This is a genomic window from Clostridium sp. MSTE9, from assembly GCF_000277625.1.
Lineage (GTDB): Bacteria > Bacillota > Clostridia > Oscillospirales > Acutalibacteraceae > Faecalispora > Faecalispora jeddahensis.
In genome coordinates this window covers 1-17,161 of the sequence record NZ_AKFU01000026.1, presented here as the reverse complement: position 1 = coordinate 17,161, position 17,161 = coordinate 1, and the positions used below count along the sequence as shown (strand labels likewise).

Below are 17,161 nucleotides of genomic sequence, written 5' to 3'. Positions count from 1 at the left end.
AAGAGTATGTGGAAAAGTTAAAAGAGATAGCACAGGAAAACATTGTGTATGTTGACGAGACCGGAATTGACCGCTGTCTTTATCGAGAGTACGCAAGAGCGCCGCAGGAACAAAAGGTCGTGGCAAAAATCAGTGGAAGAAAATTCAAACGCACGAATATTGTTGCCGGTATATGCCAAGGGAAATGGGTTGCTCCGCTGGAATACACGAAAACCACGGACAGTATTTTGTTTGAGTTTTGGTTCGAAAACTGCCTGTTAAAAGAAGTCGGTGCAGGCTCAACCATCATTCTCGATAATGCGTCATTCCACAAAAAATCTGTTTTGGCAAGCTTGGCAAAAAGCTGTAATTGCGAAGTTTTATTTTTGCCGCCGTATTCACCCGACTTAAATCCCATAGAAAAAAAGTGGGCTTGGCTAAAACGTAAGCTGCGCGAAGTTTTGCATGTCTTTGGGTCGTTTGATGAAGCCATCTGGAACGTCTTTCAAGTTAGTTAACTATACTCTTGTAAAGAGTAATTTCCCTTGTCTTCTTTCTCAATTCGTGCTATAATTTATTCATAAATTAGGTGGAACAACGGTTCACTCTGTTGCGATAACGATAACCACCTATAACGACAATTGACCTTTTAGGAAGTCCTTTTGTAGTATTAAGAATTTAGGCTTTTTTATGGGGGAAAACGAGATGAAAGGCATTCTGGGCTATACGGAAGACGCGGTTGTTTCCTCCGATTTCCTGGGCGATCCTCGTACCTCCATTTTCGATGCGGAAGCGGGCATCATGCTCAATCCCAACTTTGTCAAGCTGGTTTCCTGGTACGACAACGAGTGGGGCTACAGCAACAAGGTGCTGGATTTGATCAAGCACATGTTCAGTGTCGATCATAAATAATCAATAAGCTCCGGCTGGCCGGAGCCTGGTAACGGTGTATGTGCATAAAAAACACATGCACCGTTTTTTTATATCGAATTGCCGTTTTCAAGGCATAAAGTGTTAAAAATACAGCGCGTCCTCTTTTTTTCTAAAATGTGACACCGATCATCCGGTAAGATACAGTAATGCGGCTTAAAAACGCATCATTTCATTTCTGGTTTCTTTTTCTGTTTGAATTCTATTGTCCATTACCTAATCAGCTTGGCAATTATTTGTGATATATATACAAATTACTGATGCGCCAAATCGAATTGTTTTAAGAAAACTACTAAAAACTATTGAATTTTTAGAGATTTATGGTATGATGGAACTAGAAAGCTCTGGAAGGGAGTGGATTCACATGTCATCAAAAACGCAGGGCTCCAGTATGCCGCTTTTCCTGTTCCATCAGGGGACGAACTGCAGGGCCTATGAGTATATGGGCATGCACGAAACGGAACAGGACGGGTCCCCCTGCATGGTGTGCCGGGTTTGGGCGCCAAACGCCCTCTCTGTTTCTGTTGCGGGCGAGTTCAACGACTGGGATGCCGACGAGTATCCGATGGAGAAGATCAGCCAGGGCGTTTGGGAGGGGTATCTGCCTTTTGTTCTGCCGGAGTATATGTCTTATAAGTTCTGCATTGAGCAGACAGACGGTACCAAGGTGTTTAAAAGCGACCCCTATGCATTTCATTTTGAAGATGGCTTCGGCAACGCATCCAAATATTATTCGCTGGACGGCTTTTCTTGGAAGGATACGGCATGGAAGCGCCGGCAGGCGCAGAAGCCCCACTACAATCAGCCGGTCAATATTTACGAGCTGCACGCAGGCTCCTGGCGCAGGAATTCCGACGGCAGCATCTACTCCTATCGCCAGCTGGCCGAAGAGTTGCTGCCGTATGTGAAAGAGATGGGGTATACGCATATTGAGCTGATGCCCCTTACGGAATATCCGTTCGACGGTTCCTGGGGGTATCAGGTGACGGGCTATTTCGCCCCGACCTCCCGTTACGGCACGCCGAAGGATTTTATGTATTTTGTGGATCAGTGCCACCAGGCGGGAATCGGCGTGATTCTCGACTGGGTTCCCGCACATTTCCCCAAGGATGAAAACGGCCTGGCCCGCTTCGACGGCACCCCCTGCTATGAATATGCGGACCCCAAAAAGGGAGAGCATAAGGATTGGGGAACGCTTGTGTTCGATTACGGCCGCAGCGAGGTGATCAGCTTTTTGATTTCCAGCGCGGTGTTCTGGCTGGAGCAGTACCATATTGATGGAATCCGGGTAGACGCGGTTGCGTCGATGCTGTACCTCGATTATAGCCGCAAGACGGGGGAGTGGATCCCGAATGAGCAGGGCGGCCGGGAGAATCTTGAGGCTGTCACGTTCCTTCAGAAGCTCAATGAAGCAGTGTTTGAGGTGTCGCCCCATGTGATGATGATCGCGGAGGAATCCACCGCGTGGCCGCTGGTTTCCCGCCCAACCTACTGCGGCGGTCTTGGCTTTAATTACAAGTGGAATATGGGCTGGATGAACGATATGCTCCGGTATATGTCGCTTGACCCCATTTACCGCAAATATAATCATGACAACCTTACGTTCTCGTTTATGTACGCCTTTTCTGAGAATTTTATTCTGCCCATCTCGCATGACGAAGTGGTGCACGGCAAATGCTCGCTGATTAACAAAATGCCCGGTGATAATGATGAAAAGCTCGCCGGTGTGCGTGCGTTTATGAGCTATATGATGGCGCATCCGGGGAAAAAGCTGATCTTTATGGGCACGGAATTCTGCCAGTTTGTGGAGTGGAACAACGAGAAGCAGCTCGAATGGTTCCTGCTGGAATATCCGCTGCATCAGCAGGCCCAGTGCTTTTTCAAGGCGCTGAACCATTTCTATTTGGAGAATCCCGCCTTGTGGCAGATCGATTTCTCGTGGGAGGGTTTTTCCTGGATTTCGAACGACGACTACACCCAGAGCGTCATTTCGTTCCGGCGGATCGATCAAGCGGAGAAAGAACTCGTTATCGTATGTAATTTTCAGCCGATTCAAAGGGAAAACTACTGTATCGGTGTGCCGTGGGACGGCGTCTATGAAGAGGTCTTCTCGTCCGATCAGGCAGAGTTCGGCGGTACCGGCATCACCAACGGGGATTCCATCTCCTCACACCCGATTCCGATGCACGGGTATGAACAGAGCGTCAGCCTCACGCTGCCTCCCATGTCCGTCTTTTATTTAAAATGCAAGCGCCGCCGTCCGAAAAAGAGCGGCGGAAAGCTGCAAAAACAGGCAAAACAGCCATCATAAACAGCGGCGCTTTTCAAAACACAAGCCAAGGAGGTAGTTACGATGTTGCCAAAACAAGAAGTTGTCGCCATGCTGCTGGCCGGCGGGCAGGGCAGCCGGCTGGGGGTGCTGACCAAAAATCTGGCAAAGCCTGCGGTGCCTTATGGCGGAAAATACCGTATCATCGATTTCCCGCTCTCCAACTGTGTCAATTCGGGAATTGAAACAGTTGGAGTGCTTACTCAGTACCAGCCTCTGGTACTGAATGATTACATAGGCAGCGGCCAGCCCTGGGACCTTGACAGCATGGACGCTGGTGTTCATATGCTGGCGCCGTATCAGCGCGGGCGCAAGGCCGATTGGTACAAGGGTACGGCAAACGCGATTTATCAGAATATTCCCTTTATTGAACGGTATCACCCGGACTATGTGGTGATCCTTTCGGGCGATCATATTTATAAAATGGATTATTCCAAAATGATCGCATACCATAAGGAGAAAGAGGCGGACTGCACCATCGCTCAGATTGAGGTGCCGTGGGAAGAGGCGCCGCGCTTCGGAATCCTGAATACGCGTGAGGACGGTTCGATCTATGAGTTTGACGAAAAGCCCAAAAAGCCGAAGAGCAACAAAGCATCGATGGGCATTTACGTATTCTCGTGGAGCAAGCTGCGCAAATACCTGGAGCAGGATGAGGCCGATTCCAAATCTTCCAACGATTTTGGCAAGGATTTGCTCCCTGCGATGCTGGAGGCAGGCGAAAGGATGTTCGCCTATGAGTTCAACGGCTACTGGAAGGACGTGGGAACCATCGAGAGCCTGTGGGAGTCGAACATGGATCTTCTCGACCCGCACACCGAGCTCGATCTGGGCGAGCCCTCGTGGAAGATTTATTCCCGCAACCCGGTGATGCCGCCGCACTATCTTGCGCCGGAGGCCATGGTGCAGAACTCGCTGATCGCCGAGGGCTGCAATGTATATGGCGAGGTGGATTTTACAGTGCTGTTTGCCGGCACTTATATTGCGCCGGGCGCTGTGGTGCGCGACTCGATCATCATGCCGGGCAGCCGGGTGGAAGAGGGCGCCGTAGTTCAGTATGCGATTGTTTCTGAAAACGCTGTCATCGGGAAAGGCGCCGTCGTTGGCGCACGGCCCGAAGAAATGGACGATAAATCAAAATGGGGCGTCGCCGTGGTAGGCGAAAATTGCGTGATCGCACCCGGCGCCGTAGTGCCGGCGAAGGCGATGATCGACGCGGAGGAGGTGGCGAAATAATGCGTGGAAATAATGTGGTAGGGTTATTGTTCTCTAATGTTCACGAAGAAAGAGTGCGCGAACTGACAGAAAAACGCGCAATGGCCTCCGTGCCGTTCGGCGGGCGTTACCGCCTGATCGATTTTCCCCTTTCCAACATGGTCAACTGCGGCATCAATAAGGTCGGTGTGCTGACTAAGAGCAACTATCAGTCGCTGATGGATCATCTTGGCTCCGGCAAAGCGTGGGATCTGTCCCGCAAACGCGAGGGTCTGTACATGCTGCCGCCTTTTGGCCCGCAAAGCTCGATTTCCAACAGCCGCATCGATTCGCTTTCCGCCGCGTTCCGGTTCCTCTCCAGCTCGAAAGAGGAATATGTGCTGCTCAGCGACTGCGACATCGTCGCGAACATCGACCTGAAAAAAGTGATTGCCGCCCATATGGAAAAGCAGGCGGATATTACGATCGTGTACCGGTACGGCAAGATTCCGCCGAAGGTGTCGAACATCGGCGTTCTGCAGCTCGATCCCGAATTCCGCGTGCGCGATATGCTGATCGACCCCCACATGGAGGGGGAATGCAATTTCAGCATGAATATCATCCTCATCGGCCGCCAGCTGCTGATGAAGCTGGTGGAAGACTGCATCAGCCGCAATCTGTACGATTTCCCGCGCGATCTGCTGCAGCGCAACATTCCGCATTACCGCGTGTACGCGCATGAATTTACGGGCTTTATGCAGGTCATCAACTCGATGAACGCATATTTTGAGGCCAATATGGCCCTCATGCTGCCCCAGGTGCGTGCCCAGCTCTTCTGCCCGGACCGCCCGATTTACACCAAGGTGCGCGACGATATGCCCGCGCGCTACGGCCTTGGCTGCCACGTGACCAATTCACTCGTCGCAGACGGCTGCCAGGTGGACGGCGAGGTTCATAACTGCGTGCTGTTCCGCGGCGTCAAGGTGGCAAAGGGCGCAAGACTTGAAAACTGCGTCATCATGCAGGACAGCATCATCGGGCGCGGCAGCCGCCTGAATTACGTGGTCATCGATAAAGATGTGGAAATCAAGGAAGAGCGCTCTCTGATGGGATTCCAATCTTATCCGGTCTTTATCAGCAAGGGAAGCATTGTATAATACCGATCTTTCATAAAACAGGCAAAACAGACGTTTCTCCCTCGCCTGTGGCGGGGGAGGGACCGAACTTTTCTTTTTGCTGTTGAATGGACGATTGGTGTAACTGACAGGAGGCGTTGTGATGAAAGTATTATATTGCACCAGTGAAGCCTTGCCCTTTGCCGCTACCGGCGGGCTGGGCGATGTGGCCGGCTCTTTGCCGCAGGCTCTGCGCCGCCGCCTGATCGGCTGCCGGGTTGTGATGCCGCTTTACGACGATATCCCGCAGGAGCTGCGCGATCAAATGCACTTTGTCACCAGTCTTTCGGTGCCGGTGGCGTGGCGCAGACAATACTGCGGCGTGTTTGAAGCGAAAGCGGGCGGAGTGATCTACTACCTGATCGACAACCAGTATTACTTCAAGCGTCCCGGCCTGTACGGCCACTACGACGATGCGGAGCGGTTCGCGTTCCTGTCGCGCGCGGCGCTCGAAATGCTGCCCGCCATCGATTTTAAGCCAGACATCATCCATAGCAACGACTGGCAGACCGCTATGGTTCCGGTGTATTTCCGGTTGTTTTATGCCAATAACCCCTGGTATCAGGGAATCAAAACGGTCTTGACGATCCATAATATCCAGTATCAGGGCAAATACGGTATGGAGCTGGTGCGCGATGTTCTCGGCATTCCGGATTCCGCCTCGCAGCTTCTGGAATACGACACCTGCGTCAATATGCTCAAGGGCGCTGTCGAGTGCGCCAACTGGGTAACGACGGTCAGCCCTACTTATGCGAAAGAGATTCTGAATTCCTGGTTCGCCTATGGACTGGAGGGGATTCTGAATTCACGCTCCTGGAAGCTCTCGGGGATTCTGAACGGCATCGACAACGTTCATTACGACCCGGAGAACGACGCCACGCTGCCCGCGCCGTTCAGCGCGGAGGATTTGACCGGCAAGGCCGAGAATAAGCGCGCGCTTCAGGAACAGCTTGGTCTTGAGCAAGAGGCGGATACTCCGCTGATCGGCATGGTGACCCGGCTGGTCGCGCAGAAGGGCCTTGATTTGGTGCGCGACTCGTTTGAGCGGATCATGACGGAAACAAACGCGCAGTTTGTGCTGCTCGGTTCCGGCGATTACGAGTACGAGAGCTTTTTTCGCGAGATGCAGAGCCGCTACCCCGGCCGCGTATGCGCATATATCGGCTTTGTGCCGGAGGTTTCGCGCCGTGTATACGCCGGCTGCGACATTTTCCTGATGCCTTCGAAGAGCGAGCCCTGCGGACTTTCGCAGATGATCGCCCTGCGCTACGGCGCCATTCCGGTTGTGCGCGAGACCGGCGGCCTGAAGGATTCCATTCAGGACAGCGGCGACGGCGAGGGCAACGGCTTTACGTTCCAGACCTACAACAGCGGTGATATGCTGTATGCCTTGTACCGCACACTGGAGGGCTACGCCAACAAGGAGGGCTGGGAGATTCTGGTACGCCGTGCTATGGCATGCGACAACAGCTGGGGCCGTTCGGCCAATGAATACATCCGACTTTACAGGGAGCTGCTGAAACAGTGAGTAGAAAGCATTACAGACCTCAATATACCAGACAAAGAAGAAGTATCGTCCCCATGCTCGTGCTGGCAGGCATCCTGCTGGCAGGGGCGGGGGCGTTTGCCCTGCTTGGACCATTTTCACCGTTTGCGGTCAAAAATCCGGTGCCAAGCACCCCTCAGACAAGCTCCTCTCAGGCGGAGCAGCCGCAGTCGTCAGAGGCTGCTTCTCAGGCATCCTCCGTGCCGGTGGTGGAGGGGACAGGGATTTTTAAGGACGCTTATCCCAAGGCCGCGCAGACGCTGGCAGGTATGTCTCTGAAAGAAAAGGTGGGGCAGGTCTTTCTGTTCCGCGCCCCGACGGAAGGGGATGTGCAGACAGTAACCGAATACCAGCCGGGCGGTTTTTTCTTTGGGGCGGACAGCTTCAAAGACAAAACGCCGGAGCAGGTGCGCGCGATGGTGCAGGGCTACCAGGAGGCCAACAAAGTCAAAATGGCCCTGGCCGTGGATGAAGAGGGCGGCACCGTTACGCGGGTCAGCCAGTTCCCCGCTCTTTCACCGAAAAAATTCGCTTCTCCGCAGGTGGTTTACGCGAACGGCGGTATGGACGGCATCCGTCAGGATGCGCTCGATAAGGCCGATTTTCTGCTTTCCTATGGTCTGAACGTGAATCTCGCCCCCGTGGCGGACGTGACCTTTGACCGGAATACCTATATGTTTCCGCGCGCATTTGGCAGAAATGGAACGCGTACGGCGGAGTTTGTCAAAACAGTAGTGGAGGCCGCAAACAGCAAAAACCTTTCCAGCACGCTCAAGCATTTTCCGGGGTACGGCGGCAATTCAGATACGCACACCGGTATCGCGACGGATAACCGGAATATGGAAAGCTTCCGCGACAGCGATTTCCTGCCGTTTCAGTCAGGCATTGAGGCCGGTGTACAGTGCGTGCTGGTTTCGCACAATATCGTGACGGCGATGGACACGGAGAACCCGGCGTCTTTGTCGCCGGAGGTGCACCGCATTCTGCGCGAGGAGCTTGGCTTTACCGGTGTCGTGATGACGGACGACCTTTCGATGCAGGGACTGCGCGACAAGGCCGGGGAGAGCTCCGCCGCGCCCGCCGCATTTTTGGCAGGGAACGACCTGATGCTTTCCACCGATATTTCGGGGGATTTCGATGCCCTGTACGCCGCCGTGCAGGACGGTTCCATTTCGCAGGAGCGGCTGGACGAAAGCGTACTGCGGATTCTGGCCTGGAAGTATACAATGGGTATTATGAGCTGAAAAATGCCCGCTTGTATTTTTAAAACCGGCCGTTTTGTGTTTAATATTCCGGCAGACGGAATGTTGGGCATTCCGTGCGTGCCGCAAAGGGAAAGAGCGTGTACAGATGAGTAAATATGATCCTCTGTGGAAGCATCTGAAAGAGGATGGCCGCAGCCCGCTTAGGCTGTCTTTTGAAGAAATCAGGCAGGTTCTCGGCTTTGAGATCGACCATTCCTTTTTGAATTATAAAAAGGAAGCAAAAGAGTATGGTTATCAGGTTGAGAAAATTTCTTTAAAAGAAAAGAATGTTCTGTTCCAAAAGACAGAGGAGCCGGAGAATCGGACATAACCGGCTGCACTGCAGAGGATTATTTGCAAAGTATGGCTTTCGGTTATGCACGGAAAAACACCGGAATTTCAGGAAAAGAATATACTTTTCGTACTATTTGTCGAATGAATATAATAATATACTAACTGTATAATAACAAACCGCCGTGGGAAGGCTTCCGCGGCGGTTTATCATTTTATGAGAAAACGGTCTAAATGAACGCAGGGTTCTTCTGAAAAGTTATTATTGTCCGATTCTTTATGTAGGGTATGCCCTTCATCTTAGGGTGGGGCGATTGTTTCTGTAGTTGGCATTGAAAGAGTGAGTAGTTTTTTCTGTGCGGCTTCACCGCGGGGTTTCTGCTGGCGCAGGGCTTGCCCCTCATGCCGGGGCGGGCACTTACTTTCGTGACGAGACGAAAGTAAGCAAAGGCTCGCCAAAGGGGAGAGTTTCGATTCTCTCCCCCTTGGAACTCCCTCTCAACGACCAAAGGCTCTGCCTTTGGAAACCGGGAGAAGCTCCCGCTCTGCTGCTTGTTCACGCACAGGCACAGCCTGCGCGTGAAGCAAGTGCGTAAGGGAAGCTTTCACGTCTAAAATGGTACAAAGAACGCTCTGTAATCCAACAAAAAATGCGGCGAAGCCGCACCTAAAAAACACCGAGCTAACGAGAGCGCTCTGAAAATGCCCGCCGACAGACGGGGGTTGCAAGGCTCATTTCCTGAGTAAGCTCGGAGAGTGGGCATTTTCATTGGAGCGCCTTACGGACAGCTTTCGTTTGCACAATCAGGGCTTGTTCCCCAAACGGATTCCAAAGGTGTCCTTTGGAAGGCCTTTGCTTAACGCCGTCCTTTCACGAAAGTAGGTGCCCGCCCCGGCACGAGGGGCAAGCCTGCGCCAGCAGAAACTTACAAATAGCATCCGCAGGTAAGCTGTACCAACAAAAAATGCGGCGAAGCCGCACCTAAAAAAACACCGAGTCGACGAGAGCGCTCTGAAAATGCCCGCCGACAGTCGGGATAGCAAGGCTCATTTCCTGAGTAAGCTCGGAGAGTGGGCATTTTCATTGGAGCGCCTTACGGATAGCTTTCGTTTGCACAGTCAGGAGCCGTTCCCAAAACGGATTCCAAAGGTGTCCTTTGGAAGGCCTTTGCTTAACGCCGTCCTTTCACGAAAGTAAGTGCCCGCCCCGGCACGAGGGGCAAGCCTGCGCCAGCAGAAACCCCACGCGGGGGCATCCGCAGCCAGCTTGCGCTAGAAAATGCGGCGAAGCCGCACCCCAAAAAACACGGAGCCAGCGAGAGCGCTCTGAAAATGACCGCCGACAGACGGGGTTGCAAGGCCCATTTCCTGAGTAAGCTCGGAGAGTGGGCATTTTCATTGGAGCGCTTTACGGATAGCTTTCGTTTGCACAGTCAGGAGCCGTTCCCCAAACGGATTCCAAAGGTGTCCTTTGGAAGGCCTTTGCTTACTTTCGTCCTTTCACGAAAGTAAGTGCCCGCCCCGGCACGAGGGGCAAGCCTGCGCCAGCAGAAACCCCACGCGGGGGCACCCGCAGTCAGCTTGCGCTAGAAAATACGGCGAAGCCGCACAAAAGGCGTTCTTTTTTTAAAATATAAAAAAGAACGGCCCCTGCCCGAGGGACAAGCCCGTGTCAGCAGATAGACCGCGTCTGTATACATATCAGAAAAATGATATAAAAAATAAAGCTTGACTTTTGCAGGTCTATAATCTATATTAATATTAGCGACCTGCAAAAGGAGGGGGAGATCATGGCCGCTAAAAAAATGGGCCGTCCTACTGATAACCCGAAAGACATCACAATGAAAATCAGATTCGATCAGGATTCTTTTGAAAAGATGGAAAAATGCAGTGAAGAGATGAAGATATCCAGAGCCGAGGTGGTTAGACGTGGTGTCCATAAGGTGTATGACGACCTCAAAAAATAAGAGAAGCGGCGCCTACCCTAGCAAGTAACGCCACTTCCCCCACAACCGGCAGATGCCCGAAGGCAAATGACAGCGTAAATAGTATAGCATACGCCGTTCTTTCTTTCAAGGCTTCTGCCCTGATTCAGAAAGGAAGCGACGCAATGATTATTCGACAGTTTAAACCCGATCAGTATGAGCAGCTTTGTAAAGCTCTTGCCGAAAGCGCCTATCCGGAGCCGCAGTCCGCAAGCTATACGGTCAGCCTGAACGTTGGAACAGCGGAATACCGGCTCAGGCTTCAGCCGGAATCCCGGCGCAGAGTGGCAGCCCTGCAGGCGCTGCGGATTGACCGCAATGAAAACGGCCCCCGCTTTGATCTGATTATCGGCGGGAATCTGCTTTCCGCACTGCTGGAGCTTTGGAGCAGCCAGAATCTTCGCAGGAACTAAGTTCCCGACGGGCAAAACCGGCAGACGGAATCATTTTTCCTGCTTTTTCAGGCCCATGCGCGACTCCGCGCTTTGCACCAGGTGGAACAGCGAGCCGGCGAACAGCGGGTACTGCTCCTGAATCAGTTCTGGGGAAAGCGCGGGCGCCTGGTCCTTTTTCAGTCCCTTTTCCTGCTCCAGGTCCTCGCCGCTGGCCACGTATTCTGCATTGGCCTGGGCAATCGAGAGCGCGGCGTCGGAAAGACCCTTGTCAAGGCCGGGCGGCGCGGCGAACATGCCCTGCGGATTTTTCGGGTTCGCCGAATACAAAATCCGGAACGCTTTGTAAACCGCGAGCGTCAGACAGGCGGAAATCTCGGTGGTGAGCGCCTTGTTGCCGCATTTTTGCAGCAGGCTGAAAATGATGTTCAGCGAGTTTGCGAGCAGCTTTTTATTCAGCACGGGCAGCAGGCTGCCCTTCATCACATTTTCTTTTCCAACGGTGTCCGGCTCGGGAATGTCTTCCACAGTCAGGGTCGCTCCGCTGCGGTCGGGGGTACGCCCCAGCAGATAATCGCAGGAAACATTGTAAAAATCCGCGGCGCGCACGACAAAATCCAGCCCGCATTCGCGGATTCCCTTTTCGTAGTGCGACAGCAAAGCCTGAGACACGCCCAGCTCTTCCGCCACCTTTTTTTGACTATATCCCTGTTCTTTCCGCAGTAATGTCATAATTCTGGAAAAATTACTGTTCATGCCGGAAAACCCCCGTCGAAATTTGTAGCACTTTAACGTATTGTAAAGTATATAACAAATACAACGGATTGTAAACCGCTAGATATCGTAGGAAGAAGTAAAAAAGGAGCAATATCTTATGAAATCTTATCTCATCCATTTGATCCGCCACGGAGTGGCCGAGGGAAACGTGCTCGGTCAGTATATCGGCAGCACCGATTCCCCCCTTTGCGAGCAGGGAATCGAGCAATTACTGCAAATCAAACAGAAGCAGGAATACCCGTCGGCACAGGTGTATTACAGTAGCCCCCTGACCCGCTGCGTGCAGACGATGCAGATTCTGTATCCGGACGCAAAGCCGGTGCTGCTGGACGGCCTGCGCGAGTGTGATTTCGGCGACTGGGAGGGCAAAACCGCCAAAGAGCTGGAGAGCGACCCCGCGTTCCTGCGCTGGATGGAGAGCGGACAGCAGGCCGCGCCGCCGAACGGGGAAGACAGCCGCGCGTTTTTGTACCGGGTGTGCTCCGCGTTCGAACAGCTGGTGGAAGAGCTGCTGCGCTCCGGCACGACCAGCGCGGCCGTGGTGACGCACGGCGGAGTCATGATGGCCCTGCTTGCTTCCTACGGTCTGCCGCGTGCTTCGGCCTATGAATGGATGACGGAACCGGGCTGCGGATATACGCTGCGCGTCACTCCGGGGCTGTGGATGCGCTCGATGGTAGCGGAGGTGATCGCGACCATTCCGCACGGCGATCAGGGCACTTTGCGCGAGCATACGGTGGTCGATCTGGCGCGCGAGGCGGCAAACCGCGCCTATGGAAAAGAGAACTCCTCCGAAAAATAGGGGTTGACAAAACGAAAACTGCCTCATATAATAAAAGCAATTTCATAGACCATTTGGTCCCCCAAAGACATCGAAGGGAAAAAGACATTTGGCAAAGCAGTCAGAGAGCCGGCGGTTGGTGCGAGCCGGTGCGTAGCCTTTTGTGAATAGCTCATCCCGGAGTCGTCGGTCTGAAGAACTGCAGTAAGACCGAACGCAGCAGGCAGCGTTATCAGCCGGAGCCTTGTTAGAGGCTTTTGAAGGGTTTTCCGCGCGAGCGGATTTCCGAATCAGGGTGGTACCGCGGGTTTGTCTTACACAAATTCGCCCCTGACTCAGCTTATCGCTGAGTCAGGGGCTTTTTTTGTTTTTCCATCCGTTCACTGAAAAAGTGACTTCCTGTGAAAACGGCAGTTTCTTCCAAGTGGCACGATTCATGTTATAAAGGAGAGATCGATTATGGTAACAGGCTATCAAAAGTACATTCCATTTCAGCCGGTTCGGCTGCCCGATCGCCAGTGGCCCGAGCGGGCCATTGACAAAGCGCCCGTCTGGTGCAGCGTAGACCTGCGCGACGGCAATCAGGCACTCGTCAACCCGATGAATCTGGATGAAAAGCTTTTGTTCTTCCAGACTCTGGTAGACATCGGCTTCAAAGAGATTGAGGTGGGCTTCCCGTCCGCCTCCGAAACGGAATATGAGATGCTGCGCACCCTAATCGATCAGAATCTGATTCCCGACGACGTGACTGTTCAGGTGCTGGTGCAGGCCCGCCCGCATCTGATCCACAAAACGTTCGAGGCAATTTCCGGCGCGAAGAATGTCATCGTTCATTTCTATAATTCCACCTCCACGCTGCAGCGCAAGGTCGTGTTCAACACCGACATGAACGGCATCATCGACATCGCCGTCAAGGGCGCGAAGCTGATCCGCGAGCTGACCGAGGAAGAGGTCAAAAAGAGCGGCGCGAACATCCGCTACGAATATTCGCCCGAAAGCTTTACCGGCACCGAGATGGATAACGCCGTTCGCATCTGCGAGCATGTGCTCGACGAGCTGGGCGCCACGCCGGAGAAACCGGTGATCCTGAATTTGCCCAGTACGGTGGAGGGCAGCACACCCAACTGCTACGCAGATCAGATCGAGTATTTCTGCCGGAATTTAAAGGGCCGTGACCGCGCGATCATCAGCATTCATCCCCATAACGACCGCGGCTGCGCCGTGGCGGCCACCGAGCTGGGCATGATGGCCGGCGCGGAGCGCGTGGAGGGCACCATCTTCGGCAACGGCGAGCGTACCGGCAACGCCGACGTGATGGTCGTCGCGATGAACATGTACACGCAAGGGGTTGACCCCGGGCTCGATTTCACCGAGATGAACAAAATCCGCAAGATATATGAATCCTGTACCAAGATGAAGGTTCACGAGCGGCACCCCTACGCGGGCGAGCTGGTGTTCACCGCGTTCTCCGGTTCGCATCAGGATGCGATCAAAAAGGGCGTGGACTACATGCAGAAGAGCCGCTCGCCGGTATGGCAGGTTCCGTATCTGCCCATCGACCCCGCGGACGTCGGCCGCGAGTACGAGCCGATCATCCGCATCAACAGCCAGTCCGGCAAGGGCGGCGCTGCGTTCATCATGCAGCAGATGTTCGGCTACAACCTGCCGAAGGAAATGTACCCCGAGTTCGGTATGGTGGTGCAGACTGCCTGCGACAATCTGGGCCGCGAGCTGCAGCCGCAGGAGATTTTCGACCTGTTCCAGAAGGAATATCTCCAGATCCGCTATCCCTACAACCTCAAAAGCTACAAGCTGTATGAGGAGAACGAGGACGACGGCGAAACCACTGTTCACTTTGAAGGCGTTCTGCGCTTCCACCATGAGGATCACCAGATCAGCGGAGTCGGAAACGGCCCGATCGATGCGTTCTTCAAGGCGCTGGGCGGCGTAGGAATCAAGGATTACCGCTTTGTATCGTACCACGAGCATGCGGTATCGAAGGGTGCGGACTCGAAGGCTCTGTCGTATATTCAGCTGACCACCCCGGATTACAAAACCGTGTTCGGCGTAGGGCTTGACAATAACATCAGCCTCGCGTCCATCAAGGGAATCGTGTGCGCCATCAACCGCGCACAGCTTTCCACCGCGGGCAATAATTTCTGAGAGCGATGTTTCATTGTTTCCCTGCCGAAAGCGGGGAAACAATCGCTTTTCTTTCTCAAGGTCATAAAAACAATGGAAGCTTTAAGGAGGAACACAGATGCAGAATTATCGGATTGCCGTACTCAAAGGGGACGGGATCGGGCCGGAAATCGTAGAGCAGGCACAGCGGGTGCTCAGCCGCGCCGCGGAAAAATTCGGCTTTGCCGTGGAATACACTCCCGCGCTGCTGGGCGGCTGCGCGATCGATGCGGCGGGCACCGCCCTGCCGCAGGAGACTATAGACATCTGCAAGGCATCGGATGCGGTTCTGTTGGGCGCGGTGGGCGGCCCCAAGTGGGATGTGCTGCCCGGCAACCAGCGGCCCGAAACAGGGCTTTTGGGCATCCGCAAGGCGCTCGGGCTGTTCGCGAACCTGCGCCCCGCCGTCATTTTTGAGCCGCTGCGCGGCGCTTCGCCCATCCGCCCCGACATCATCGGCTCCTCGCTCGATCTGATGGTCGTGCGCGAGCTGACCGGCGGCATCTATTTCGGCGAGCGCGGCACCAGGCAGGTGGACGGGGCCGAGGCCGCCTACGACACGGAAATGTACAGCGTGCCCGAAATCGAGCGCATTGCCCGCGTGGGCTTCGACATGGCCCGCAAGAGAAACGGCCGCCTGTGCAGTGTCGACAAGGCCAACGTGCTCGATTCCTCCCGCCTGTGGCGCAAAACGGTGACCCGCATCGGGGAAACGGAATACCCCGATGTCGCGCTCAGCCATATGTACGTGGATAACTGCGCGATGCAGCTGGTGCGCAATCCCGGCCAGTTCGACGTGATCGTCACCTCCAACCTGTTCGGCGACATTCTGTCGGACGAAGCTTCCATGATCAGCGGCTCCATCGGGATGCTGGCCTCCGCCAGCCTGGGAGCGGAAAATCCGGGCATGTACGAGCCGATCCACGGTTCCGCGCCGGATATTGCCGGGCAGGGAATCGCGAATCCTCTGGCGACGATTCTTTCGGTGGCGATAATGCTGAGGTACTCCCTGAATCAGCCGCAGGCCGCCTCTGCCATTGAAGCGGCGGTGGACGCCGCCCTGCGGAAGGCGCGCACGCCCGATTTGAAAGAAGAGGGCCTGAAAACCGTCGGCTGCGAGGAGATGGGAACGCTTGTCTGCGGACTGCTGTGAGAATCCGGCGGGCCTTGGGGAGGAGAATCCGGATTTGCCGGATCTCAGCTTTCAGCGGGGGCTGAAGGACGGTCTGCCGATCTGTTTGGGGTATCTTTCGGTGTCGTTCGCGTTCGGGATGACGGTGGCCCAAAGCGGGATGCCCATTTGGGTGGCGCTTTTTATTTCCGTCACCAATGTCACCTCCGCCGGGCAGTTTGCGGGGTTTGATTTGATTCTGCACGGCGCGAAGTATCTGGAAATCGCCATTACTACCCTTGTGATCAATCTGCGGTATTTTCTGATGTCGCTTTCCCTGTCCCAGAAGGTGGACAGGGGAATGACGACGCTGCAGCGGCTTGTGCTTTCGTTCGGCATTACCGACGAAATCTTTGCCGTTGCGATTCAGCAGCCGGGAATGGTCGGCGCGCGCTACTTGGCCGGGCTGATCACCACGCCGCTGGTCGGCTGGTCGTTTGGTACCTTTCTGGGCGCGGCGGCTACGGGCTTTTTGCCCGAGAGCCTGCGCACCGCGCTGGGAATTATGATTTACGGCATGTTTATCGCCATTATTATTCCGCCGGCGCGTCAGTCGCGGCCGGTGGCCACGGTGGTGGTGCTTTCTGCCGCGCTGAGCTGTGTGTTCCGCTATGTGCCGCTGTTTCAAGGCATTTCCTCCGGCTGGGCGACGATTTTGTGCACGCTGATCGCCTGCACGTTCGCGGCGCGTCGCTACCCGGTAAACTGTGCGGAAACGGAGGAAGCCGGATGAATACTGCTTATGTGGTGTCCTGCGTTCTGCTGATGGCCGGGGTCACGTATGTGATCCGCATGCTGCCGATGGCGGTGTTTCAGCGGCGGCTTGAAAGTCGGTTTGTGCGCTCCTTTCTCGCATATGTGCCGTACGCGGTGCTTTCGGCCATGACCTTCCCGCAGATTCTGTATTCCGCGGGCGGCACGGCGGCTTCGGCAGCCGGGCTTCTGGTGGCGATGGTGCTCGCGTTTCGCGGCAAGGGACTTCTGGTGGTCGCACTCGGCGCGGCCGCCGCGGCACTGCTCACTCAGCAGCTGCTGTTGGCAGGACTTCTATAAAACTTTGTACAAAGATCAAAAGGCTTCTGCATTTGGCAGAAGCCTCAGCGTGAAGACAAAGTATCAGGAAAGAGGTACTTTGTCTTTTTATGTAGGCTGCGGGGTGGTAAAATAGAAGCGGGTGATGGAGAAT

Annotated in this window: 15 protein-coding genes and 1 pseudogene; 15 read left to right on the top strand and 1 reads right to left on the bottom strand. The window is 54.4% G+C overall.

Features of this window, described 5'->3' with window-relative positions:
- Positions 1-8 precede the first annotated feature (8 nt).
- The 10 genes and pseudogenes from HMPREF1141_RS05780 to HMPREF1141_RS05730 all read left to right on the top strand — a co-directional run bounded on the left by HMPREF1141_RS05780 (position 9) and on the right by HMPREF1141_RS05730 (position 11,086).
- Entirely contained in the window at positions 9-497 is a 489-nt protein-coding gene (locus tag HMPREF1141_RS05780; protein WP_051044275.1) for an IS630 family transposase, read from the top strand.
- Positions 498-675: 178 nt separating this feature from the next.
- Positions 676-891, top strand: a pseudogene (locus HMPREF1141_RS05775) (type I glyceraldehyde-3-phosphate dehydrogenase); the annotation flags it as partial.
- A 382-nt stretch (positions 892-1,273) separates the two neighbouring features.
- Positions 1,274-3,220, top strand: coding sequence for a 1,4-alpha-glucan branching protein GlgB (glgB, locus tag HMPREF1141_RS05770; protein ID WP_009062086.1), 1,947 nt, complete (start codon positions 1,274-1,276; stop codon positions 3,218-3,220).
- A 42-nt stretch (positions 3,221-3,262) separates the two neighbouring features.
- Complete coding sequence (locus HMPREF1141_RS05765; RefSeq protein ID WP_009062084.1) at positions 3,263-4,474, top strand: glucose-1-phosphate adenylyltransferase; 1,212 nt, start codon at positions 3,263-3,265, stop codon at positions 4,472-4,474.
- Positions 4,474-5,589 (top strand): glucose-1-phosphate adenylyltransferase subunit GlgD, encoded by a 1,116-nt coding sequence (glgD, locus tag HMPREF1141_RS05760; RefSeq protein ID WP_009062099.1) that lies wholly within the window; start codon positions 4,474-4,476, stop codon positions 5,587-5,589. The genes HMPREF1141_RS05765 and glgD overlap by 1 nt, the downstream gene beginning before the upstream one ends.
- Positions 5,590-5,710: 121 nt before the next feature.
- Positions 5,711-7,135 carry a glycogen synthase GlgA gene (glgA, locus tag HMPREF1141_RS05755; RefSeq protein WP_009062047.1) on the top strand — a complete coding sequence of 475 codons (1,425 nt, stop codon included), beginning with the start codon at positions 5,711-5,713 and terminating at the stop codon, positions 7,133-7,135.
- Positions 7,132-8,397: a glycoside hydrolase family 3 N-terminal domain-containing protein gene (locus HMPREF1141_RS05750; protein ID WP_242824564.1), complete on the top strand. Its 1,266-nt coding sequence runs from the start codon at positions 7,132-7,134 to the stop codon at positions 8,395-8,397. The genes glgA and HMPREF1141_RS05750 overlap by 4 nt, the downstream gene beginning before the upstream one ends.
- 106 nt (positions 8,398-8,503) lie before the next feature.
- On the top strand, positions 8,504-8,728 hold the full coding sequence (locus HMPREF1141_RS05745; protein ID WP_009062110.1) for a hypothetical protein: 225 nt from the start codon (positions 8,504-8,506) through the stop codon (positions 8,726-8,728).
- 1,750 nt (positions 8,729-10,478) lie between these two features.
- The gene (locus tag HMPREF1141_RS05735; RefSeq protein WP_009062089.1) at positions 10,479-10,655 is read left to right on the top strand and encodes a hypothetical protein; all 177 of its coding nucleotides are present in this window, start codon (positions 10,479-10,481) and stop codon (positions 10,653-10,655) included.
- 143 nt (positions 10,656-10,798) lie between these two features.
- Entirely contained in the window at positions 10,799-11,086 is a 288-nt protein-coding gene (locus HMPREF1141_RS05730; protein WP_009062012.1) for a hypothetical protein, read from the top strand.
- Between the two features lie 30 nt (positions 11,087-11,116).
- Here the strand turns inward: HMPREF1141_RS05730 and HMPREF1141_RS05725 are convergent, their stop codons facing one another.
- A complete protein-coding gene (locus tag HMPREF1141_RS05725; protein WP_009062056.1) occupies positions 11,117-11,821 on the bottom strand; it encodes a helix-turn-helix transcriptional regulator in 705 nt (234 codons plus the stop codon).
- Between the two features lie 118 nt (positions 11,822-11,939).
- On the opposite strand from HMPREF1141_RS05725, the gene HMPREF1141_RS05720 reads away from it, so the two are divergent.
- From HMPREF1141_RS05720 to HMPREF1141_RS05700, 5 genes are all read left to right on the top strand, one after another.
- Complete coding sequence (locus tag HMPREF1141_RS05720) at positions 11,940-12,644, top strand: histidine phosphatase family protein (RefSeq protein ID WP_009062034.1); 705 nt, start codon at positions 11,940-11,942, stop codon at positions 12,642-12,644.
- Positions 12,645-13,082: 438 nt separating this feature from the next.
- The gene (leuA, locus tag HMPREF1141_RS05715) at positions 13,083-14,786 is read left to right on the top strand and encodes a 2-isopropylmalate synthase (protein ID WP_009062032.1); all 1,704 of its coding nucleotides are present in this window, start codon (positions 13,083-13,085) and stop codon (positions 14,784-14,786) included.
- Positions 14,787-14,883: 97 nt separating this feature from the next.
- Positions 14,884-15,957 carry a 3-isopropylmalate dehydrogenase gene (gene leuB / locus HMPREF1141_RS05710; RefSeq protein WP_009062067.1) on the top strand — a complete coding sequence of 358 codons (1,074 nt, stop codon included), beginning with the start codon at positions 14,884-14,886 and terminating at the stop codon, positions 15,955-15,957.
- Positions 15,938-16,708 (top strand): AzlC family ABC transporter permease, encoded by a 771-nt coding sequence (locus tag HMPREF1141_RS05705; protein WP_009062074.1) that lies wholly within the window; start codon positions 15,938-15,940, stop codon positions 16,706-16,708. Before leuB ends, HMPREF1141_RS05705 begins: the two co-directional genes overlap by 20 nt.
- Positions 16,705-17,028, top strand: coding sequence for an AzlD domain-containing protein (locus tag HMPREF1141_RS05700; RefSeq protein WP_009062111.1), 324 nt, complete (start codon positions 16,705-16,707; stop codon positions 17,026-17,028). Before HMPREF1141_RS05705 ends, HMPREF1141_RS05700 begins: the two co-directional genes overlap by 4 nt.
- The last annotated feature ends 133 nt before the right edge of the window (positions 17,029-17,161 follow it).

Excerpts from the sequence above, each read along its gene's own strand:
- HMPREF1141_RS05765 (WP_009062084.1), top strand. The coding sequence starts at position 3,263 with ATGTTGCCAAAACAAGAAGTTGTCGCCATGCTGCTGGCCGGCGGGCAG.
- glgD (WP_009062099.1), top strand. The coding sequence starts at position 4,474 with ATGCGTGGAAATAATGTGGTAGGGTTATTGTTCTCTAATGTTCACGAA.
- HMPREF1141_RS05730 (WP_009062012.1), top strand. The coding sequence starts at position 10,799 with ATGATTATTCGACAGTTTAAACCCGATCAGTATGAGCAGCTTTGTAAA.
- glgA (WP_009062047.1), top strand. The coding sequence starts at position 5,711 with ATGAAAGTATTATATTGCACCAGTGAAGCCTTGCCCTTTGCCGCTACC.
- HMPREF1141_RS05720 (WP_009062034.1), top strand. The coding sequence starts at position 11,940 with ATGAAATCTTATCTCATCCATTTGATCCGCCACGGAGTGGCCGAGGGA.
- leuB (WP_009062067.1), top strand. The coding sequence starts at position 14,884 with ATGCAGAATTATCGGATTGCCGTACTCAAAGGGGACGGGATCGGGCCG.
- HMPREF1141_RS05745 (WP_009062110.1), top strand. The coding sequence starts at position 8,504 with ATGAGTAAATATGATCCTCTGTGGAAGCATCTGAAAGAGGATGGCCGC.
- leuA (WP_009062032.1), top strand. The coding sequence starts at position 13,083 with ATGGTAACAGGCTATCAAAAGTACATTCCATTTCAGCCGGTTCGGCTG.
- glgB (WP_009062086.1), top strand. The coding sequence starts at position 1,274 with ATGTCATCAAAAACGCAGGGCTCCAGTATGCCGCTTTTCCTGTTCCAT.
- HMPREF1141_RS05725 (WP_009062056.1), bottom strand. The coding sequence starts at position 11,821 with ATGAACAGTAATTTTTCCAGAATTATGACATTACTGCGGAAAGAACAG.
- HMPREF1141_RS05735 (WP_009062089.1), top strand. The coding sequence starts at position 10,479 with ATGGCCGCTAAAAAAATGGGCCGTCCTACTGATAACCCGAAAGACATC.
- HMPREF1141_RS05700 (WP_009062111.1), top strand. The coding sequence starts at position 16,705 with ATGAATACTGCTTATGTGGTGTCCTGCGTTCTGCTGATGGCCGGGGTC.